A 22,074-nucleotide genomic window follows, 5' to 3' on the forward strand; every position below is an offset into this window, starting at 1 on the left:
GGTGGCAGTGGCGGGTCGGGGGCAGCATGAAATCGGCTGTCCCAAATATGGGGCAGTTCGACTGGGCCCCAGCTGGACCCGCCGGGGGCGGCCGGGCTCCGCGCCGGCACGCGGTCAGCGCACGGCGGCCGCAGCGGCGGCTGTCCCGGCGGCAGCGTCGGATCAGGCGCCAGCCGGGACCGTCCGCAGGGGAGTGCCGCGCCCGGGACCGGTAGGGCCGTGTGCTCGCGCCGCAGTGTCGGGGACGCGACCGCCCGGAGCGCCCGTAACGCGCCGGTCGGCCCTGGCGAGGGCACCCGGGCGCTGGCTACGCTCTCCAGGTTTGCCGGGGACCGGTCCGTCCGTCGAGGTGCCCGCACGAGAGGGAGCCGGAGCGACCGTGCCGCCGCAGGACGTGAAGCAGGCCGCCTCGACGCGCGCCGCCCCGCCCCCCACCGGCCAGTCGCCGATCGGAGCGCCACCGCAGCGTCCGGCATCGGCTGAATCGGAGGCGACGACCGTCGTAGCGACCCGGGCCGGTCGCCTCGGCCTGCTCGCCGCCTGCGGTGTCGTGCTGCTCGAGGCGGTCTGGCTGGTGGCGGCGCTGCCCGGCGCCGCCCTGGTCAGCGACCTCGGTGCGCTGCTGGTGGCCGGCTGGGCGGCGGTCGTCTGCCTGGGCGTCGCCCACCGGCACCCGGCCGCGCTGCGCCGGTTCTGGGTCCTGCTGGCCGCCACCATGGCGCTGGCCGCGCTCGGCCGAGCACTCTGGACGGTGCAGCGGCTCGTCGGTGACGAGCTGCCGCACACCCCGCTGATCGGCGCGGTCTTCACCGCCGGCATCCTCACCGGCACCGCCGCGCTGCTCTGCTCGCTCTCCGCCCCGCGTACCGCGGTTGGCCGGGCCCGCACCCTGCTGGACGGGGTGATCGTCGGGTTGGCGCTGGTCCCGATCGGGTGGGTGCTGGTGTTCCGCAACGTCGCCGCGGCCGACCTGGCCGATCCGGTCCGCACCCTCGGGCTGCTCTACCCGATGCTCGACCTGATGCAGCTGACCATCCTGGTGGCGGTGGCCGGCCCGGCCCGGCCGCTGTGGCGGCCGATGACCATCATCGCGGCCAGCCTCGCCACCCGGGCGCTCGCCGACGCCGCCTACGTGTCGCTCGCCGCGCGCGGCGACTACTTCTCCGGTCACCCGATCGACGTCTGCTGGCCGATCAGCTACCTGCTGATCGCCGCCGCCACCCGGTATCCGCCGCCACAGGAGTGCCCGGACGCCGAGGAGACGGCCGAGCCGCCGTTGCAGCCGTGGTGGCGGGTGGCGCTGCCGTACCTGCCGGTCGGCGGGGCGATCGTGGCCGTGATGCTGGCCCGCCAGCCGTCCGGGCAGACCCCGAAGCTGATCTTCGTGGTTATGATGACGCTGCTCGCCGCGCTCGCGCTACGGCAGGGGCTGGCCGCGAACGAGAACCTGTGGCTGGCGGCCCGGCTGCGCCGGCTCGCGTACACCGACCAGCTCACCGGGCTGCCGAACCGGCTGATGTTCAACCGGCGGCTGCGCCGGGCGCTGCGCGACGACGGGCCGGTGGCCGTGCTGCTGCTCGACCTGGACGGGTTCAAACAGGTCAACGACCGGTTCGGGCACGCCACCGGTGACACCCTGCTGACCGGGCTGGCGGCCCGGATGCAGGCCGCGGTCGACGGCGACGGCACCATCGCCCGGCTCGGCGGCGACGAGTTCGCGGTGCTGGTGGAGCGCGGGCGGCCGGTGCCGCCGGAGCGGTTGGCCGAGCGGCTGCTGGACGCGCTGCAACCCTCCGACGGGGAGGAGGACGTCGGGGTGCACCCGTCGGCGAGCATCGGCATCGCCGAGTACGGGCCGCAGCACGCGTCGCACACCGACCTGCTGCGCGACGCCGACATCGCCATGTACGCGGCCAAGGCGGCCGGGAAGTCCGCGTACCGGACCTGCACGCCGGCGCTGCGGGAGTCGGCGGTGTCCCGGGCGGAGCTGATCGCCGACCTGCGCCGGGCGGTGGACGAGGAGCAACTGCACCTGGAGTACCAGCCGATCGTCGACCTGGCCGGTGGTGCGGTGCGCAGCGCGGAGGCGCTGGTGCGCTGGCGGCACCCGCGACTCGGGGTGTTGCCCCCGGCCCGGTTCCTGCCGCTGGCCGAGGAGACCGGGCTGATCCTGCCGATCGACCGCTGGGTCATCCACGAGGCGTGCCGGGCCGCGGCGACCTGGCGGGACCGGGCGCCGCAGGCCACCGTGGCGGTGAACATCGCGGCCGCGCACCTGCGCCGGCCGGATCTGATCGCCACGGTCACCGCGGCCACCGCCGCCGCCGGGCTGGCCCCTCGGGCGCTCACCCTGGAGCTGACCGAGTCGGCGTTGATCGAGGGGAGCGAGGCGGTGCTGGACCGGCTGCGCCAGCTGCGTGAGCTGGGCATCCGGATCGCCATCGACGACTTCGGCACCGGCTACTCGTCGCTGAGCTACCTGCACCGCATCCCGGCCACCGAGCTGAAGATCGACCGCTCGTTCGTGGCCCGGCTCGACTCGGACGACGACCGGGCGTACGCCACGGTCGAAATGGTGACACGGCTCGCCGGCGCGTTCGACCTGTCGGTGGTGGCCGAGGGGGTGGAGACCGAGCGGCAGCACGCGGCGGTCGCCGCGATCGGCTGCCCGCGCGGGCAGGGCTACCTGTACGGACGGCCGGATCGGGCCGCCGCGGTGGGCCAGAATCGGGCTTGACCCTCACGTAACGGCAGGCGCGAGCCTGGTTTCCGGAAGGGAGGGAAGCCATGGCGTACACGGTGGGCCAGGTGGCGAAGGTCGCCGGCGTGACGGTACGGGCGCTGCACCACTACGACGAGATCGGGTTGCTCTCGCCGAGCGGGCGTACGGCGGCCGGCTACCGCCGCTACGACGACGCGGACCTGGAGCGGTTGCAGCTCATCCGCTACTACCGGGAGCTGGGGTTCCCGTTGGAAGAGATCGCCGCGATCCTCGACGAGCCGGCGGCCGACCCGGCGGCGCACCTGCGCCGCCAGCACGAGCTGCTGACGGTCCGGATCAAGCGGTTGCAGGAGATGGTCACGGCGATCGAATTCGCGATGGAGGCGAGCAAGATGAACATCCGGCTTACCCCGGAGGAGCGGTTCGAGGTCTTCGGGGACTTCGACCCGGACGCGCACGCCGAGGAGGCGGAGCAGCGGTGGGGCGGCAGCGACGCGTACCGGGAGTCGAACCGGCGGGCGTCGCGCTACGGCAAGGAGGACTGGCTGCGGATCAAGGAGGAGAACGAGGACTGGGGACGGCGCATCGTCGCGCTGATGTCCACCGGCGCGCCGGCGGACGGACCGGCGGCGATGGAGCTGGCCGAGGAGCACCGGCAGATCATCGGCCGCTGGTTCTACGAGTGCTCGTACGAGATCCACACCGGTCTGGCCGACATGTACCTGGCCGACGAGCGGTTCACCGCGCACTACGAGAACCTGGCGCCCGGGCTGGCGGCGTACCTGCACGAGGCGATCCACGCCAACGCGATCACCCGCGCCTGACGGGTTCCAGGCGGAACGGGCCGCGCCCCGGCGCGGGGCGCGGCCCGTTCGGCCTCACTCCTCGACCGGCTCGACCAGGTAGTCGTAGACGGTGCGGGCCAGCCGGCGGACGGTCTCGTCGCCGCTAGCCATCGGGCCGGAGGTGAGGAAGGCGACCGCGACCTGCGAGCCGGGGATCAGGTAGTAGCCGACGTCGTGCGAGGCGTCCGGTAGGTCGCCGGTCTTGTGCGCCACCGGCACGCCGGGCGGCAACGCCGCCGGGATCTTGGTGTTGAGGGTCTGCTCGGCCATGAAGCCGATCATCAGGTCGCGGGTGTCCGGGCTGAGGATCTGCGCGTCCCAGACCGCGCCGAGCAGCGCCACCACGTCGTCCGGGCTGGTGTAGTTCTCCTCGCCACGCATCGCGGCCTCGGTGTCGAGCATCTTGCGGGCCAGCACGGTCTCCCGCTGGTTCATCGAGTCGATCAGCGCGTTGACCGGAGCGAAGCCGCCCAGGTAGTCGATCAGCACGTTCGCCGCCGTGTTGTCGCTGAACTTGATCATGTATTGGGCGAGCCGGTACAGGGTGACCACCTGCGGGAAGTCCTCGTACTGCAGCTCGCCGGTGCCGTCGACCACCTGAGCCGGGGTGACCAGCACCCCGTCGTCCAGCGACACCTGGCCGCAGTCCACCCGGCGCAGCAGTTCGACCAGGATCCACAGCTTGATCACGCTGGCCGCCTTCGGGCGGAGCGTGCCGTTCACCGCGATCTGCTGGTCGCCGTAGCGACCGGAGAGGTCGCGGACGGTCGCCCCGGCCGGGTTGGCGGTGGAAGCATCCACGACCTGCTGGAGCTGCCCGGCGAGCGGGAGCAGCCGGCGGCCGGCGATCGGGTCGGTGGGCGGTTGCGGCTCGGTGACCACGTCGCCGACCAGCCCCTGCGGCTCGGCGTCGGGCCGGGTCACCTCGACGATGCCGCGGGTGCGGCCGACCAGCGGGACGTCGTAGGCGTAGGTCGTACCGTCGACGGTGACCTCGCCGCTGGCCAGCCGGCCGTCGACGCGCATCTCCGGGTCGGCGACCCGGCCGGTGTCGCCGTCGCAGGCCCGGTAGCGCACGGTGCGCGTCTCGCTGTCGACGGAGAAGACCCCGCCGGGGAAGGCCAGCCAGGCGAGGGTGCTGGCCGGCGGTCGCGGCGCGGTGGGCTCGGGTCCGCCGCCGTCGGCCGCGGCCGGCCCGGCGGCCAGCAGCGCGAGCGCGACGCCCGCGGCGGCCAGCTGGAATGGGGGTGCGCGGCGCGCCGACCGCCGGGAAGATGAGCGCTTCTTGTCGGTTTTCTTCACGTTTGTACGATAAGAAGCGGGCGGGGCGGGTGGTGCATCCGACGAGGGCGTCACCCGTCCGGGTGCGGCGGCGGCGCGGGACCGCCGGCACGCGGGATCATTCCCGGAGTCATCGACACCACCGGAGGTCCACAGTGCTCATCGTCGCCGGCAGTCTCTACGTCGACTCCGCCGGGCGGGACGCCTACCTGGCCAGCTGCCTGGACACCGTGCGCCAGGCCCGATCCGCGCCCGGCTGCATCGACTTCGCGATCAGCCCCGACCCGGTCGAGCCGGGGCGGATCAACGTCTACGAGCGGTGGGAATCCGAGGAGCAGCTGCTGGCCTTCCGTGGCGCCGGCCCGGCCGAGGAGCAGACCGTGGCGATCCTCGGTGCCGAGGTCCACCGTTACCTCATCTCCGCCGTCGAGGCCCCGTAGCCCCCGGTGCCGCGCCCGTCGATCATGCACTTGTGGTGGGCGTTGTGTGGGTGTTCGCGCCTTTGGTGAGGCACCACAACTCCATGATCGACGCGAGCCTGGGGCGGTCGAGGGCCTCTGGGCCCCCGGCCGTTACATGGGGGGTGGGGTCGGTGTCGGTTCCGGGGGGAGGTTCGGGGCCAGGCGGCGCAGTGAGGTGAAGGTGGGCACCAGCGCGTCGTACAGCTCGGCGAAGAGCGGCAGGAGCGTGGCGTAGGTGGCGGCGGCCGCCGGGTCGGGTCGGATGGTCTCCTCGATGTGGACCAGGTCGTAGGCCACGTCGATGGAGGTGATCAGGCCGAGGGCCTGCATGCCGAGCACCGCGGCGCCGAAGCTGGAGCCCTCGTGGCCGCCCGGGAAGCTCACCGGAACGCCGAGCACGTCGGCGAGCATCTGCCGCCACAGTCCGCTGCGGGCGAACCCGCCGCTGGCCCGGATCTCCCGGACCTCGTTACCGGCGGAGCGGACCGAGGCGAGCACCACCGCCAGCTGCTGGCAGACCCCCTCCAGCGCGGCCCGGATCAGGTGCTCGCGGCGGTGCCCGTGGGTCAACCCCACGTACGCGCCGCGGGGCAGCGCGCTCCAGTGCGGCGCGCGCTCGCTCAGCAGGTACGGCAGCATGATCAGCCCGCCCGAGCCGACCGGAGCGCGGGCGGCCAGCGCCAGCAGCTCCGGCTCGGCGTGCTCACCGAGCTCCGGTGCGAGCGCGTTGCCGGCCCAGTGCAGCACGATGCCGCCGTTGTTGATCGCGCCACCGACCACCCAACGGTCCTCGGTCAGCGCGTAGCAGAACACCCCGCCGAGCGGGTCCACGTTGGGGCGCTCGACCATCACCCGCATCGCGCCGCTGGTGCCGATCGAGCAGGCCACCATGCCGGGATGCACCGCGCCGAGCCCGAGGTTGGCCAGCGGGCCGTCGCCGGCGCCGACCACCACCGGGATGCGCTCGGGCAGGCCGGTGGCCGTGGCGGCCTCGGTGGTGAGGCCGGACAGCACGGTGGTGGTGGCCACGAGCTGCGGCAACTGCTCCTCGGTGATGCCGGCGACGGCCAGCGCCTCGGTGTCCCACTCCAGCCGCTGGATGTCCATCAGGCCGGTGGCCGAGGCGAGCGAGTGGTCGGTGACCAGCACCTCGCAGAGCCGCAGGAGCACCCAGTCCTTGATGCCCACCCAGTGCGAGACCCGTTCGAAGAGCTTCGGTTCCTGCTCGGCGAACCAGAGCAGCTTCGGCAGCGGGGCCATCGGGTGCACCGGCGTGCCCGTGCGGCGGTGCAGGGCCAGACCGGACGGTACGGCGCGCAGCCGCTCGGCCTGCCGGCTGGAACGGGAGTCGGCCCAGGTGACCGACGGGGTGATGGGGTTGCCGTCGGCGTCGAGGCCGATCAGGCTGTGCATCGCGCTGCCGAACGAGAGCCCGGCGACCGGGCGGTCCAGCTCGGCGACGGTCACCCGGATCGACTCCAGCACCGCGTCGAGGATCCGCTGCGGGTCCTGCTCGGCGTACCCGGGTTGCGGCTCGTCGAGGGGATAGCCGACGGAGTGGGTGGCGAGCTGGCGGCCCCGTGTGTCGTAGGCGACCGCCTTGGTGCTGGTGGTGCCGATGTCGACGCCGACCACCACGTCGCGGGATCCGCCCGAGCCGGCCACGACGCTCACCCCCTTGCGCCGGACGGCGGGCCACCACCCGGCTGCGGGTGACGTTACCGAGACAGCCGGCACCCCGTACGGCGATCACGGGCCTCGGCGGTCGCCGAAGGGTTGAGAGAAATGCGGCGACGGTCGCCGGATTCGCAATTAGCGCCGATCTCCCCGAGATTGTTACATCGCGGAATGTGGACCGTGCTATCTCATGCTGCGCGTATTCGCGCCATTGAGACAGATGGGCCAGTTTGGAGCGCAGCGCGCCTGGCAGGGCCCCCCGGAAAACTGCGACGTCAATATGATCCCCGACGGATCCCTTCCGTTGTCAATAGACATACATAAATCGAACTTTCCCCATTCCCGGTCGACGTGCGAAGCGCAGTTCAGGAATGGGACTGCCGCAGAGCCGCGGCTGCGCCACTATTGGGGGACACATGGCGGTCGTCGTAGTGCTGGATATCGATGAAACTCTGCGCGAGCAGCACAGCCTGACGATCGAGGTCCGTTCGGACGACGCCGGTGTCCCCGTCGCGATGGCCGCGCTCCGGCAGGCCCTGCTCCGGCTCGAAGCGACGGGAGCCGGCGGGGAGCCGGTGGGCCCGGCTTTCGTCTCGTCACCGATCGCCCTGCCCGGCGGGCAGCTTCTCGTGGTCGACCTCGGCCCACTCCCCGCTGAGCATGTCCTCGCCATACCGGAGCTGCTGGCCCGGCAACTGCGTGATGCCGGTGTACGGGACGCGCTGATCTCGGTGGCCCGGCGCGGCCCGAGCCACGACATCGAGGAGTTCGGCCTGTCCGCCCGGGCCTACCTGCGCGGGCCGCTCGGCGCGCCGTTCGGCGACGCCCCGTGCCAGCTGCCCCCGCCCCTGCTGGGCGTGGCGCTCGACTGGTTGCACGCCGAGCGCGGGCCCGCGGACGAGCTGAGCGCCGTCGTGCTCGGCGTGCGGGTTCCGCTCACCGCCGAGGGGGCCGGCTCGGCCACCGCCGCCGTACTGGGCACCCTGCCCACGGCGATCACGATGACTCTGCTCGCCGGCGACCTCACCGACCGGCTGGTGGCCGCGACCGTCGGCGGTTACCACGACGTGCTACCGGCGGCGGCGTTCACCGTCGCGCCGGACCGCGCCGGCCCTGCCGACGCCGGCGATCTGGCCGGGCCGATGCACCGGCTGCGCGACAAGCTCCACACGTGCAGCGGATTGCTGGTCTGGGCCGGAGTTGACGCCGAGCCGGACAGCCGTCGGGTGGCCACGCCACAGTGGTCGCAGCGGCTTGCGAGCGACGGGAAGCCGGTGACCCGGCGGCCCGGGGTGGAGATGCTCGCGGACAGGCTCATCCCCGACGCCATGTGGTACCAGGTCCTCTCCGCCGGGCACCTCGACCGGCTCGGCGGCCTGCCACCCGGGGCGACGCCGCTGCCCGGCCGGCGGGCCGAGTTGACCATCGGGGACGCCGAGCAGTGGCTGCCGGGCCACCCCGACGCCCTCGCCGTCCGCGCCCGGGGCCGCGAGCTGCTCGCCGGCTGCCTGGTCGACGAGGCGCAGGCGTGGGCGATGGCGGCCGCCCGCATCCGCCGCGCCACGCCGCCCGCCGGCCGTTGACCGCACCGGGCAGGACGGTCGGCGCACCAGGGGTGTACGGGGCGCCGTGACGGCGACGAGAATGCCGATCAACGTGAATGTCCCTCGGTCGACGGCGTCCGGGGGACGCGACGGGGGGAGGACGCGGTGAAAGCATCAGCACGCCTCGGCGCGGCGGTGACCGCCCTGGGGCTGGTCGTGGCCGGGCTCGGTGCGGCCCCGGCCGGCGCGCACCAGCGCGACCGCGGCTACTCGGCCGAGATCCGCCGAGCGTCCTACGGTGTTCCGCACATCACCGCCACGAACTTCGCCAGCCTCGGCTTCGGCGTCGGATACGTGCAGGCCGAGGACAACCTCTGCGTCATCGCCGAGAAGGTGGTGACGGTCAACGCCGAGCGGTCCCGCTACTTCGGGGCCACCGGCCCGACCGACGCGAACGTGCGCAGCGACCTGTTTTTCCGCAAGGCCATCGACGACCGGACGGTGCAGCGGCTGCTCGACGGCCGCCGTGACGGCGTGCACTCCCCGTCCGACGACGTCCGTGACCAGATCCGCGGCTTCGTCGCCGGCTACAACTCCTTCCTGCGCCGCACCGGGGCGGCGAAGCTCACCGACCCGGCGTGCCGGGCCAAGCCGTGGGTACGCCCGCTGACCGAACTGGACATCTGGCGTACCACCTGGGCCAGCATGGTCCGGGCCGGCTCGCGGGCGGTGCTCGACGGGATCGTCGCCGCCGCCCCGCCCACTGCCACCGGCCCGGCCGCCGCGCAGGACGCCCCCGGCGCGGCCGCGGTGCTCGCCGCCTCCGACGGCGCCCCCGCCGGGGTGGGCAGCAACGCGTACGGGCTGGGCGAGGCGGCGACCGCCGACCGGGGCGGGATGGTGCTGGCCAACCCGCACTTCCCCTGGGACGGTGCGGAGCGCTTCTACCGGATGCACCTCAAGGTGCCCGGCCGCTACGACGTGGAGGGCGCCGCGCTGATCGGCGACCCGATCGTCGAGATCGGGCACAACCGCACTCTCGCCTGGAGCCACACCGTCTCCACCGCCCGCCGGTTCGTCTGGCACCGCCTCGCGCTGGTGCCCGGCGACCCCACCTCCTATTACGTCGACGGCAGGGCACGGAAGATGACCACCCGCACGGTCACCGTCCAGGTGCCCGGCCCGAACGGCGGCACGGTGCCGGTCAGCCGGACCTTCCACGACACCCACTTCGGGCCGGTCGTGGTGGTGCCCGGCACCTTCGACTGGACCACCGGCAGCGCGTACGCCATCACCGACGTCAACGCCACCAACAACCGGGCCTTCGACGGCTGGCTGCAGATGGGCCGCGCCGGGACGGTGCGCGAGTTGAAGCGGGTGCTCGACCGCTACCAGTTCCTGCCCTGGGTCAACGTGATCGCCGCCGACGCCCGCGGCGAGGCGCTCTACGCCGACCACTCGGTGGTGCCCCGGGTGACCGACGCCCTCGCCGCCGCCTGCATCCCCGCCGCGTTCCAGCCGCTCTACGCCAGCAGCGGTCAGGCCGTCCTGGACGGCTCTCGGTCGGCGTGCGCGCTCGGCGCCGACCCGGACGCCGCGGTGCCGGGCATCCTCGGCCCGGCGAACCTGCCGGTGCGCATCCGCGCCGACTACGTCACCAACTCCAACGACAGCTACTGGCTGGCCAACCCGCAGGCCCCGCTGGAGGGCTACTCGCGGATCATCGGCGACGAACGGACCCCGCGCAGCCTGCGGACCCGGCTCGGCCTCGACCAGGTGCAGCAGCGCCTGGCCGGCACCGACGGGCTTCCCGGTCGCGGGTTCACCGCCGACCGGCTGTGGCAGACCGTGTTCGGCAACCGGGCGTACGGCGGCGAACTGGTCCGCGACGACCTGGTCGCGCTCTGCACCGCGCAGCCCACCGGCACCGCCACCAACGGCGCGACCGTCGACCTGCGCGCCGCCTGCGCCGCGCTGGCCCGCTGGGACCTGCACGTCGATCTGGACAGCCGCGGCGCGCACCTGTTCACCGAGTTCGTCCTGGCCGGCGGGCTGCGCTTCGCCGACACCTTCGCGGTGACCGACCCGGTGCGCACCCCGCGCCGGCTCGCCAGCGCCGACCCGAGGGTCCGCACCGCGCTCGCCGACGCCGTGCAGCGCCTCGCCGGCGTCCCGCTCGACGCCCGGCTCGGCGACGTGCAGACCGAACCGCGCGGCGACCGGCGCATCCCGATCCACGGCGGACGCGCCGAAGCCGGCATCTTCAACATGATCGTCAACAACCTGGTGCCCGGCGTCGGCTACCCGAAGGTGGTGCACGGCTCGTCCTTCGTGATGGCCGTCGAGTTGGGCCCGCACGGGCCGTCCGGGCGGCAGATCCTGACCTACTCCCAGTCCACCAACCCGAACTCCCCCTGGTACGCCGACCAGACCGCGCTCTACTCCGGCAAGGGCTGGGACACCGTCAAGTACACCGAGGCGCAGATCAAGGCCGACCCGAACCTGCGCACCTACCGGGTGGGCGAGGGTCGCCGCTGACCGCGTCCGTCCCGCCGGGGCGGTCAAGCCCCGGCGGGACGGATGTGCCAGTCGTAGGAAGGCTCCTCCAGGTCGAACTGGACGTACGCGTCCCGGCCGCAGACCTGTTGCCCCGACTGCTCTCGCCGTCCACGTCGTCGGCGAGCAGAGCAGCGAACACGTTCCAGTCCCGCGGCGGCCCAATAAGCCGCAACCTCATGGCTCTGGTCATGTCAGCTGGCTACCCGCGCGGCGGGATCACGATGGTGCGGCGCCCTGGTGGGACTGCGCCTGGGTGGGGCCTTGGCCTCCGGCAGAACGACAGGCAGAAGTTCCTGCGGAAAATGCGCCTGGCGGCGCGACGAATGTCACAAGCCTCTTCGCAGATCATGGCCTCTAGCTGCGCTAACGCCGTCGATGCCGGCCGCTGCCACCTCCGGCGAAACCATTGCGGCACCCCAGTGCCGCAGCTACGAAACGTGCGGATGAATTCATTCCGAACACCCGCGTAGACGGATCGCGCAATCACGCCGATCAACGGACCGAAGTGGAGAAAACCCCCATGCGACAACGCCGTCTTCTGGCGTACGGCACCCTGGGTGCCACGCTGGCGACGCTACTCGTCGGAGTCACGCCCGCCACCGCCGACCCCACCGGGGCGGCGCCGGCTCCGGCGGCTTCGGTGGCCGCCAAGTCGGAGCCCGCGCGGAAGCTGACCCTGTTCACCGGCGACCAGGTCACCGTCCGTGGCAAGGAGGTGAGCGTCACTCCGCGTGACGGCGTCCACTTCGTACGCCTCCAGCGGGACAAGGCCGACTACGTCATCCCGTCCGACGCCATCCCGCTGCTGAAGGCGGACCGGCTCGACGAGCGGCTGTTCAACGTCAGCGCCCTGCTCGAGTACCGCTTCGACGAGCTCGCGTTCCTGCCGCTGGTGGTCTCCGACGCGACCGCCGTGCGGGGCCTGTCCACCGGGCCCGAGCTGGACGCGATCGACGGCTTCGGCACCAAGGTGCCGCTCACCGATTTGGCGAAGACCTGGCAGACCACCCGGACCTCGCTGACCCGCGGGAAGATCTGGCTCGACGGCATCCGGAAATCCACCTTGGATGTCAGTGTGCCGATGATCGGCGCGCCGACCGCCTGGGAGGCCGGGTACGACGGCACCGGGGTGAAGGTCGCCGTCCTCGACAGCGGCATCGACGACAGCCACCCCGACCTCGCCGGAAAGGTGGTGGCGCGGCACAACTTCGTCCCCGAGAACGAGACCGGCGTGGACCTCAACGGGCACGGCACGCACGTGTCGTCGACGATCGCGGGCAGCGGCGCCGCTTCGGACGGCAAGTACAAGGGCGTGGCACCGGGCGCGTCGCTGCTGGACGGCAAGGTCTGTTGGAACGTGCAAGGCAACGGCAGTTGCTCCGACTCGGCCATCCTGGCCGGTATGCAGTGGGCGGCCGAGTCCGGCGCCGACATCGTCAACATGAGCCTCGGCACGGTCGACGCGATCGGCGTCGACCCGCTGGAGCAGGCGGTCAACGACCTGACCGCCGAGTACGGCACCCTGTTCGTCATCGCCGCGGGCAACTACAACGGCTGGCAGTTCCAGGTCGGGTCGCCGTCGACCGCGGACGCGGCGCTGTCGGTGGCGAACTTCGACAAGGCCGGCGAGGTGAACTGGTCGTCGCTGCGCGGCCCTCGGATCGGTGACTTCGGCGTCAAGCCGGACATCGGGGCACCGGGCACCGAGATCACCGCCGCGCGGTCGCCGAGCGCCCTCAGCCACCTGCCGGCGGGGAACTACTTCGCCGCCACCGGCACCTCCATGGCGTCACCGCACGTGGCCGGCGCCGCCGCCTTGCTGGCCCAGGCCCACCCGGACTGGAAGGCCACGCAGGTCAAGGAGGCGCTGATGTCGACGGCGTCGCCGAATTCGGCGTACGACGTCTTCGCGCAGGGCGCCGGCTTCGTGAACGTGGCCAAGGCGTTGAGCCAGCCGGTCACCGCCACCCCGGCGTCACTGAGCATCGGGGTGCTCGAGTGGCCGCACACCGAGGAACCCACCGCGCGGAGCATGACCTACCACAACCGCGGCGACCAGCCGGTGACGCTGGACCTGGCGCTGGACGGTAACGCGCCGGAGGGACTGCTGACGCTGAGCGCGACGACGCTGACCGTTCCGGCCGGCGGTGACGCGACCGTCCAGGTCACCGTGGACGAGCGGGCCAGCACCTCGTACGGCCTCTACAGCGGTCGGTTGGTGGCCACCGGCGGCGACGTCAAGGTGCAGACGCCGTTTAGCGTCTACCACGAGGAGCCGGCGGCGGGTGTGAAGATCTCCGCCATCGGCAAGGACGGTGCCGCACCCGGCACAGTGATGATCGAGATGGTCAACCCCGACCCTGAGAACTACGTCAGTTACACGTTCTACGCGCCCAGCCAGTCGGTGCGGGTGCCGCTGAACAGCTCGTGGAACGTCTCGGCGTACATCGAGAACTCCGACGGCACCGTCGCACTGCTCACCAACAACAAGGTCGTCGCCGACGGGGACCAGGAGGTGGTGCTCGACGCGCGCAGGGCGCGGCCGCTCGACATCACCGTCCCGGACGCCAAGGCGCGGTCGTACGACGCCTCGGTGCTGGTGCAGCGCACGGCCGATCCGATCCTGACGTACGCCGGCGTCTCCGGTGAGCTGGACACGATCCTCACCGCGGATGTCGGTCCGACCGGTCTGCCGGGCGTGACCACGGAGGTGCACGCGGTCTTCCAGGGCCCCGTCAAGAAGGGCAGTGCACCGGACGTCTACCAGCTGGGCTGGCGGGTCAGGGGCTCCTTCATCACCGGCCTGGTCGAGCACGTCTCGCGGCGCGAACTGGCCACCGTTCACGCCGAGTATGCGCAGAATGCGACCGGCGTGTCGGCCCGGCGCAGCAACAGCACCCCCGACCCGGATCTCGCCGGCGGGTACATGTTGACCAGCGAACTGCCGCCGGTAGCGACGCCAGGACGGCGGACGGAGTACTACAGCGGCGAGGTGCAGTGGCGATCCGACGTCATCGAGAAGACTGTGGCGGGCGACCTGTGGATTCTCGACCTGGCGCAGACGCAGAACTCCGACTACCGGCCGCGCCGCGACTACACCGAGCGCTGGAACGGCGCGGCGCTCAACACGACCCTGTCTCCGGTATATCCCGGCTCGCCGGTCGTCGTGCGCCAGGGCAACACCGTGCGGGCGGCCTTCAACGGTTACGCCGACGGGGACGGGCATGTGGGTCTGCCGTACCAGATGACCAACCACCAGCTCACCCTGCAGACGGGCGACACGGTGCTGGGCACGTTCGACTACCTGTACGGCAACTGGGACGTGGCCGCCGAGCCGACCACCTACCAGATGCGGTACGCGTTCGACCTGCCTGACCCGTACCGGCTGTCCCGCCGGATGGAGACGGAGTGGACGTTCACCACCTCCGCCGACCAGGAGGGCGCGCTGCCACTCACCTCGATCGGGTTCCGGCCGGCGCTGGCACTGGACAACAGTGCCCGGGCGGGCAGTACGCTGACCATCCCCCTGACGTTCGCCCAACAGGCGACCGCGGGTCGGGTGACCTCGGCGACGATGTCCGTGTCGTTCGACGACGGCCGCACCTGGAAGGCGGTGCCGACGGCTGAGAAGCGCGGGCAGTACAGCGCAACGGTGTCCCACCCGAGGAACACGTCGGGCTTCGTGTCGCTGCGCGCCACCGCCGTCGACAGCAAGGGGAACACGGCAACCACCACCGTTTACCGGGCGTACCAGCTCAGGTAGACGGTGCGGGCGTGGGGGGGGGGGGGGGGGGCGGGGGGGCCCCCCCCCCCCCCCCCACGCTCAGGAGACTCGGCGGCCGGCTGGCGAGTCGAGTTCGGCGAGCCGGCCAAGGGCCTGATCCACCAGATCCACCGGCCCGACCTGGCGGGCGAGGCGTACGACGCGCCGCAACTGCACCCGGGCCTCCTCCACCCGACCCAACCGGATGAGGGCGGTACCCAGCCCGAGCCGGCACCGCGCCTCGCTCTGCGGCACCCCTGAGCGTTGCACTATGGGCAGCGCCACTCGGAACGTGGCCGCGGCCGGGGCCCACCGTCGCATCGCCAGCAGGCTCAGGCCGACGTTCAAGTGAAGGTGTCCGGCGGTCACGCCGCTGACCAGTGGGGAGGGTGCCCGGCGCGGGTCGGCCAGGAGCTCCTCCAGCCGCCGGTACTGCTCGATGGCGTCCCGGTGCCTGCCGGCCTGGGCAAGGCTGCCGGCCAGCAGCGACAGCGCCTGCGAGTAGCCGTCCCAGTCCGCGGCGCCGTCGAACATCGGCAGCGCCTGCCGGGCCGCCGCCTGCGCCTGGGTGGCGTCGCCGCGGCGCCTGGCCGCCGCTCCGAGGTAGTTCCAAGACCACCCCTGCTGACTGAGGTCCCCCACAATGCCGGCCAGCCGCAGCGCCTCCCGCGCCGCTGCCTCAGCCAGGTCCGGCCGCCTGGAGCAGGCGGTGTAAGCCCACGAAACGTAGTTCAGATGGACGGCTTGGCCGCGGGCGTCGCCGAGCGCCTCGGCCGAGGCCGCCGACAGCTGGAACACCTCCAGCCAGTGCTCCCAGTGCGTCCGCCGGTCGGAGAACCAGTGCATGGCGTCCGCGACCGCCATCACCTCGGCGTGCCGACCCGCGGCGAAGGCCACCCGCAGCGCGCCGAGCCAGTTCAGACTCTCCTGCTCGATCCAGCGGCTGGCCTCCTCGGCCGAGGCCGGGGCGCCGCCACCGGTCTCACCCGCGTACTCCGGCTCGAACCAGCGCCCCGCGGCGACCGCGGCGCCGAGCAACCAGGTGACCATCCGGTCCTCGGCGTGCCGTCGCTCCTCCGCCGTCTCCTCCACCGCCAGGCGTGTCCGGGCGAACAACCTGATGAGATCGTGGAACCGGTAGCGACCGTCGGTGGCCGGCTGCAGCAGCCCGAGTTCGACCAGCTCCTCCAGGGCCACCTCCGTCTCGCGGGTGGTCAAGCCGGCTACCTGGGCGGCCAGGTCCAGCCCACCGTCGGGGCCTGGCAGCAGAGACAGCCGCCGGAACGTACGGGCGGCAGCGGCGGACAGCTGCCGGTAGGAGAGCATGAACGGCGCCGCGATCTGCAGGTCGCCGGCGACCAGGAGGTCGAGCCGGTCGTCCTGGCCGGCCAGCCGGCGTACCAGGTAGTCGACGCTCCAGTCCGGGCGGCTCAGCAGACGGTTACCGGCGATGCGCAGTGCCAGCGGCAGGTTGCCGCAGGCGCTGGCGAGGCCGAGCAGCGTCGTGTCCGGCTCGGTGGCGGCCCGGTCCGGCCCGATGATCCGCTGCAACAGCGCGAGGGCCTCACCCCTAGGCAGGGCCGGCAACACGAGCCGGTCGACCGCCTCCAGGCCGGCCAGGGCCCGACGGCTGGTGATGATCGTCGTCGTGGTCCCGGCGCCGGGCAGCAGCGGCCGTACCTGCGTCTCGTCGGCGGCGTTGTCGAGCAACAGCAGGCTGCGCCGTTCGCGCAGCAGAGCCCGGTACTGGGCACTGCGATCGTGCTCGTCGTCGGGCACCCGGTTCTCTTCCACACCGAGCGCGATCAGCAGGCGCAGCAGCAGGTCGGCCGGGCGTGGCGGGTCGGCGTCCAGGCCGCGCAGGTCGAGGAAGAGCACACCGTCGGGGAAGGATTCGGCGTACCGGGTCGCGGCCTGCAGCATGAGCGCGGTCTTGCCCAGGCCGGGCTGCCCGGACACGACCGCGACGACCGGTGCTGCCGGCCGGTCGGAGGGTTCGGCGCTGCGGGCGACGAGGCCGCCCAACCAGCGCAACTCGCTGTCCCGGCCGGTGAAATCGGCGACGGTGCGCGGCGGCGCCAACGCCGGTGCGGGCCGTGCGGCGCGACGGCCGGCGCGGGCGGCCTCCCGCAGCGCGGTGGCGGCGCTCTCCGGCAGTCCCAACCCTCGTACCAGGGCCTCGACGGTACGACGCTGCGGCACGTGGCTCCGCCCGCGTTCCATGTCACTGATTGCCCGGACACTGACCCCCGACGCCGCGGACAGTTCCTCGATCGTCAAGCCGGCGTCGCTGCGATGCCGTCGCAGCAGCAGGCCGAACTGGTTTTGTGCGGTCATCGGGCCGCCGGGCTGAACCGGTGGGACATCGGCCTGCGTGCCGGCCTGACGCGGCGAGCGGCCACCGAGGGGGACCATCAGGTCAGCAAGGGGAGCGCCTTGCGGCCACGGGTCACCTGCACCGTGGCAGGCGAGCCCATCACCTGCAGCATGTCGACGATCATGCCATGTCTCGCGAGTCGGGCGGCACCCCCGACGAGCAGGCGCCCGAGGGGTGGACCCGGCGCGTTCAGACTCGCCGACCGGTGTCGTTGGCAGCCAGCGGAGGGCGGCAGCCGGGCGGTAGGGGGTCGAGCAGCCAGCGTTGAAACGCGAGCTTCGGCAATATAACCATCTTACGGTCCGAATTGGTCAGCTGATCGGATGATTCGTCCAGTGCGGCGTGTCCGCGCCGCACGCCGCCGGAGTTAACCCGAGTGATACCCCGGTTGGTGGCCTGCGCGGCGAAGGAGTCGGCGTGGCAAGGACTGATTCGACGGGTTCCACATGGCGGTACCGGTGGGCGCACCGGCAGAACGAGCGCCGACACCGGACGTTCCGCAGCGCCGACAGCGCCTGGCGGCGGCGCGACGACGACCTGCGTCGGCTACGCGCCCGCGCCGCCGACTTCCAGGGCTCCCCGGCAGCCGGCTCCGGCCTCCCGCTGGAGCTCGCCCCGGACGAGGCGGTGCTCTGGGTGCTGCCCGCCGCGCAACTGGTCGAGGTGCGGCACACCGCGGTGCTTCCCGCGCCGGACCTGACCGTCCATCCGGAGGCCACGCCGTTGCGCCCGCGCCGCCCGGACGGGGTCCGGGTCACCGACGCCGGAATGGCCGTGATCACCAGCCGCCGACTGGTCCTGCTCGGCGGACGCGGCCGGCGCGACTGGGCGTACGGGAAGATGACCGGGCTGGCCCACGACCCGGCCGCGCCGGTCACCCTGATCCAGGTGCTGGACCGGCGTCGCACCTCCGGGCTGCTGCTGCCCGCCGACGCGGCGGCCGACTTCCGGTTCATGCTGACCCTGGCGTTCGCCGACGCGATCGAGCAGCGCGGCGCGGTGCTCGCCCAACTCGACGAACTGATCGCCGAACACGCCCAGCTGAAGCCGTTCCGGCCGGCGGTCGCCACCCCGGGGCAGGCTCGGATCTCCGCGCTGGTGCCCGGCGGCCGACGTACCGTCGCGGTCGCCGCGGCCGTCGCGCTGCTGGTGCCCGCCGCGCTGATCGAATCCGGCCCGTCCGATCCGGCCGGCGAGCGGGCCGCCGCGGCCACCCCCGCGTCCAGCCCCAGCGGCGTCCCGGCGCTGATCCATCCGGCGGCCCCGACGCCCGCGCCGGCCAAGCCGAAGCCGAAGCGCACCACCACGCCGTCGCCGACGCCGAGCGCCGAGCAGCGCTGCGGGGCCCCGGCCAACCCGATGGGGTACGACTACTGCGGCGGCAACCGGATCCGTAAGCCGGCCGCCGAGACCTGCGACCACTTCGACTGCGCCCAGGAGTTCTGGGCCGGCCGGGGCTACCTGGTGCAGTGCCGCGACGGCGCGCTCAGCCTGACCGGTGGCCGCCGGGACGCCTGCGCCGAGCACCGGGGCGTACGCCGCACCGTCTGGACCTGACCTTCGCCACCGCCACCGGCCGTCGTCGTCGGCCCACACCGCGCGGTGGCGGTGAAGGCTGTCCTTGCCGGCCCTCACCGCCGGATGTCGGTGCCGGCCGTCGTTGCCGGCCCTCACCGCAGGGTGTCGGGTCGTAGCGGGAGCAGGCCGGCGAGGATGAGCGCGCCGCCGACCGGCAGCAGGTCGAGGTTGACGGCGAGCGCGACGAAGCCGAGCAGGACCAGAGGCGGAGACCAGCGCGGCAGCCGGCGCGGCCGGACGGTGGCGGCCCGGACGAGCAGCGTCAGCAGGCCGAGTTGGAACAGCAGCGGCCCGATCAGGAAGAGCGGATCCGGCAGCGGCGCCGCGTCGGCGAACCCGGCGAAGAGGTCACCGAGGATCACCCAGAGGAAGGCCGCCGCGCCGAGCAGCGTCGCCGCCGTTGCCGCGTCGGTGAGCGCTCGCCGGCGGGGCGTGATGGCCAGCAGCATCCGCCGCAGCTGCACCGCGAGGACCGCGAAGAGGGCGATCGAGACGAAGAAGAGGCTGTGGCCGATGTTCCAGGCCCAGCCCGGCCCGTGGTCGCCGTCGAGGCCGTCGACGAGCCGGCAGATGCCGTAGAGCAGGAGCAGCGCCGGGGCGGCGACGGCGACCATCCGTACCGCGGGAAGGCTCGGCCCGGCGGCCCGGGCATCGGTGGCGATCATTTCTCCAGCCTGGCAGTCGGCCGGCGGCCTGCCATCGGGGTCTCCCCGCAGCCCACCCGGATCCGCCACCCCCGAGCGACTCGGGGCCGACCGGACGTCGGATTTACCGGGTGACGTCGCCTCGGGCCGTGGGCCACGATCAGCTCACTGTGCGCCCGATTCCCGCCCGGTTAATCCTTTTTGTCCGAGATGATGGGAAGATGGAGATACGCTCCGACGATGGCGCACGGCTGCGGATCCGGCCGGTCGGCTACCAGCCGGGCGTCGAGCCGCCGGTCGATCCCGACGAGGCGGCGGATTGGGACGACTGGCTGCTGATCGAGGCGGATGCACGTACCGCCGACGGACAGGCCTGGTCCCGCTGCGATCCCTGCCTGACCACCGCCGAGGCCGGGATGCTGGCCGACTGGCTGCGGTTGCAGGCCGATCTGGCGGCAGACCCGTCCATGTTGCCGGCGGTGCTGCGCTTCATCGAGCCGAACCTGGCGTTCCGCACCCGGGTCATCCGGCGACGGCGGGTGGAGCTGACGGTCGAGTTCTCCTACGAGTCGCTGCCGCCGTGGATGCGCCGGCCGCTGAGCGCGGTGTACCGACTGCCGCTGACCCTCTCGACCGACGCCCTGGCCATGGCCGCGGAGCAGTGGTCCCGGGAGGTCGAGGCGTACCCCCAGCGGGTGATCTCCTAGTCGCGGTCCGGGCGGATCGGGACAGATCGGCGCAGGCCAATTCTCTCTTATCGGGAACAAAGGGAAGCATCGATCCCTCGCGCGTGTCCTGTCACGAACGCGAGCTGTTGTACCGCGTGTGACCACCACATCACCCGGCACAGTTGCCCTGGCCACGGCCGGCCCCGGCTGGCGGACCGCGTGGGCGGACCGCGAGAACGAGCGACGCCGGCGCGGCCACCTCGCCGACGTCGACCAGTGGCGTCGCCGCGCCGACGAGCTGACCCGGCAGCGGATCGAGGCCGAGAGTTTCCTCGGCTGCACCCAGCCCCGCACCGGGCTGCCGGTGACGCTCGACGATGACGAACTCATCTATCGGGTCCTGCCCACCGCCGAGCTGGTCGAGGCCGTCGCCCGGCACGTACCCGGACTGCCCGCGCCGGCGCTGACCGTCGGACCCCCCGGCACGACCGGCCGGGCGCTACCCCGGGGCCTGCGGGTCGTCGACGCCGGCATCGCCGTGGTCACCAACCACCGCGTCGCCTTCGCCGGCCGCGAGCGCCGGCGCGAATGGCGGTACGCGGACCTGACCGGCCCCGCCCACCACCCCGACGTGCCACTGACCCTGCTGCACACCGCCGACCCGGGCCGGCTCGCCGGGCTGCTGGTGCCGGCGAACACCGCGGCGAACACCCGCTTCTACCTCACCCTCGCGGTCGCCGCCGCCGACGGCAGACGCGCCGACGTCACCGCGGAACTCGACACGCTCACCGCGGCCCACCAGCTCGACCAGCCCGCGCCGCCACCACCGGCTCAACCGCACCAGGCGCCGCTGAGCGCCCTACGACCCGAGCGACGGGCGACCGCCGCCGCCGTCGCCGCGCTGGCCTTCGCCACGCTGAGCGCCGGCGCGTACGGCTCGGAGCAGGACGGCCCGACGTACCGGATCGGGGCGGGCGACGTCGCCGTGAACACCGACGAACCGGGCGGGATCGGCGCCCTCATCCCGGACCTGGTGCCCCAGCCGGTCTGGCCCGTCCCGGCCACACCCCCGCCTGGAACCGCCCCGGTCGGGCCGTCGATCGCCGTCGACGCGCCGGCCGAGCCGGCCGGGTCGGAGCCGACCGTCCCGCCGGTGGCCCCGCCGCCCGGCGCGGCGTCCCGCCCCGGCGCGGTCGCCGGGCCGAGCGCCGCACCGGCACCGCCCACCGCACCGGCACCGCCCACCGTGGTGGCTCCGCCGGCCCCCACCGGGGCGCCGACGACCACGGCCCCCGCCCCGAGCAGCCCGCCACTGACCACGGCGCCCGCGCCGACGACACCGCCGCCGTCGCCGGACGCCCAGCTGCTCACCCTCTGCCTGGACCCGCTCAAGCTCCCGCTGCTGGACCGGCTCCTCTGCCCACCCACCGACGGCTGAGGATTCCCGGCCGCGCTGGTGCCGTGCCGGCCCGTTGCCGCGCCGGTCAGTCGGTGGTTCCGAAGTCGGGGAGGGTGAGGCTGCCGTCCGCGCCGAGCGGGATGCTGGGGTTCCAGGCGATCTCCCAGACATGGCCGTCCGGGTCGGCGAAGCAGCCCGCGTAGCCGCCGTAGAACGTCTCGGTGGCCGGCCGGGTCACCTCGGCCCCCGCCGCGTTCGCCGCCGCCATCAGTTCGTCGACCTCGCCGCGGGTCCGGACGTTCTGCGCCAACGTCATCCCGCCGAAGCCGCCGCCCCCTGGGTCGTCGATGCCGGCGTCGGCGGCCAGCTTGTCTCGCCCCCACAGCACCAGCGCCAGGGCGCCGGCCTGGAAGAAGACGGTCTCCTCGACCTCCTGGCCGCGCCAGCCCAACCGTTCGTAGAAGGCCCGGGCGCGCGGCAGGTCGGCGACGCCGAGGGTGACCAGACTGATCCGCTGCTCCATCCACGTAACCTAACCGCCGGTCACGCCGAGCGT

The 22,074-nt window shown here is 72.9% G+C and carries 14 protein-coding genes; 9 read left to right on the forward strand and 5 right to left on the reverse strand.

The features are described from left to right. The first annotated feature begins 379 nt into the window (after positions 1-379). Together ACIBBA_RS07255 and ACIBBA_RS07260 are read left to right on the forward strand one after the other, a co-directional pair. The gene (locus ACIBBA_RS07255; RefSeq protein ID WP_396694646.1) at positions 380-2,737 is read left to right on the forward strand and encodes a putative bifunctional diguanylate cyclase/phosphodiesterase; all 2,358 of its coding nucleotides are present in this window, start codon (positions 380-382) and stop codon (positions 2,735-2,737) included. 50 nt (positions 2,738-2,787) lie between these two features. Continuing rightward, a complete protein-coding gene (locus ACIBBA_RS07260) occupies positions 2,788-3,546 on the forward strand; it encodes a MerR family transcriptional regulator (RefSeq protein WP_396694648.1) in 759 nt (252 codons plus the stop codon). Positions 3,547-3,600: 54 nt separating this feature from the next. Here ACIBBA_RS07260 and ACIBBA_RS07265 read toward each other — a convergent pair whose 3' ends face one another. Continuing rightward, positions 3,601-4,869: a serine hydrolase gene (locus ACIBBA_RS07265; RefSeq protein WP_396694650.1), complete on the reverse strand. Its 1,269-nt coding sequence runs from the start codon at positions 4,867-4,869 to the stop codon at positions 3,601-3,603. A gap of 134 nt (positions 4,870-5,003) precedes the next feature. Here ACIBBA_RS07265 and ACIBBA_RS07270 point away from each other — a divergent pair, with 134 nt between their 5' ends. Continuing rightward, positions 5,004-5,288: a putative quinol monooxygenase gene (locus ACIBBA_RS07270; protein ID WP_396694652.1), complete on the forward strand. Its 285-nt coding sequence runs from the start codon at positions 5,004-5,006 to the stop codon at positions 5,286-5,288. Positions 5,289-5,420: 132 nt separating this feature from the next. Here the strand turns inward: ACIBBA_RS07270 and ACIBBA_RS07275 are convergent, their stop codons facing one another. Next, entirely contained in the window at positions 5,421-6,983 is a 1,563-nt protein-coding gene (locus tag ACIBBA_RS07275) for a gluconokinase (RefSeq protein ID WP_396694654.1), read from the reverse strand. 419 nt (positions 6,984-7,402) lie between these two features. On the opposite strand from ACIBBA_RS07275, the gene ACIBBA_RS07280 reads away from it, so the two are divergent. From ACIBBA_RS07280 to ACIBBA_RS07290, 3 genes are all read left to right on the forward strand, one after another. Then, positions 7,403-8,569 carry a hypothetical protein gene (locus ACIBBA_RS07280; RefSeq protein WP_396694656.1) on the forward strand — a complete coding sequence of 389 codons (1,167 nt, stop codon included), beginning with the start codon at positions 7,403-7,405 and terminating at the stop codon, positions 8,567-8,569. Positions 8,570-8,695: 126 nt separating this feature from the next. After that, positions 8,696-11,068, forward strand: coding sequence for an acylase (locus tag ACIBBA_RS07285; protein WP_396694658.1), 2,373 nt, complete (start codon positions 8,696-8,698; stop codon positions 11,066-11,068). Between the two features lie 541 nt (positions 11,069-11,609). Next, a complete protein-coding gene (locus tag ACIBBA_RS07290; protein ID WP_396694660.1) occupies positions 11,610-14,852 on the forward strand; it encodes a S8 family serine peptidase in 3,243 nt (1,080 codons plus the stop codon). A gap of 60 nt (positions 14,853-14,912) precedes the next feature. Here ACIBBA_RS07290 and ACIBBA_RS07295 read toward each other — a convergent pair whose 3' ends face one another. Then, positions 14,913-17,189, reverse strand: coding sequence for a helix-turn-helix domain-containing protein (locus ACIBBA_RS07295; protein WP_396694662.1), 2,277 nt, complete (start codon positions 17,187-17,189; stop codon positions 14,913-14,915). Between the two features lie 457 nt (positions 17,190-17,646). Between ACIBBA_RS07295 and ACIBBA_RS07300 the strand changes: the two genes are divergently transcribed. After that, positions 17,647-18,786, forward strand: a complete 1,140-nt coding sequence (locus ACIBBA_RS07300) for a hypothetical protein (protein WP_396694664.1) — start codon at positions 17,647-17,649, stop codon at positions 18,784-18,786. A gap of 113 nt (positions 18,787-18,899) precedes the next feature. Here ACIBBA_RS07300 and ACIBBA_RS07305 read toward each other — a convergent pair whose 3' ends face one another. Continuing rightward, complete coding sequence (locus ACIBBA_RS07305) at positions 18,900-19,472, reverse strand: hypothetical protein (protein ID WP_396694666.1); 573 nt, start codon at positions 19,470-19,472, stop codon at positions 18,900-18,902. A 200-nt stretch (positions 19,473-19,672) separates the two neighbouring features. Between ACIBBA_RS07305 and ACIBBA_RS07310 the strand changes: the two genes are divergently transcribed. After that, a complete protein-coding gene (locus tag ACIBBA_RS07310; protein WP_396694668.1) occupies positions 19,673-20,158 on the forward strand; it encodes a hypothetical protein in 486 nt (161 codons plus the stop codon). Between the two features lie 118 nt (positions 20,159-20,276). Next, entirely contained in the window at positions 20,277-21,557 is a 1,281-nt protein-coding gene (locus tag ACIBBA_RS07315) for a hypothetical protein (protein WP_396694670.1), read from the forward strand. A 46-nt stretch (positions 21,558-21,603) separates the two neighbouring features. Here the strand turns inward: ACIBBA_RS07315 and ACIBBA_RS07320 are convergent, their stop codons facing one another. Beyond that, the gene (locus tag ACIBBA_RS07320; protein ID WP_396694672.1) at positions 21,604-22,041 is read right to left on the reverse strand and encodes a VOC family protein; all 438 of its coding nucleotides are present in this window, start codon (positions 22,039-22,041) and stop codon (positions 21,604-21,606) included. Positions 22,042-22,074 lie beyond the last annotated feature (33 nt).

Origin of the sequence: Micromonospora sp. NPDC051006 (genome assembly GCF_044456245.1) — a bacterium.
In the GTDB taxonomy this organism is placed as follows: domain Bacteria; phylum Actinomycetota; class Actinomycetes; order Mycobacteriales; family Micromonosporaceae; genus Micromonospora.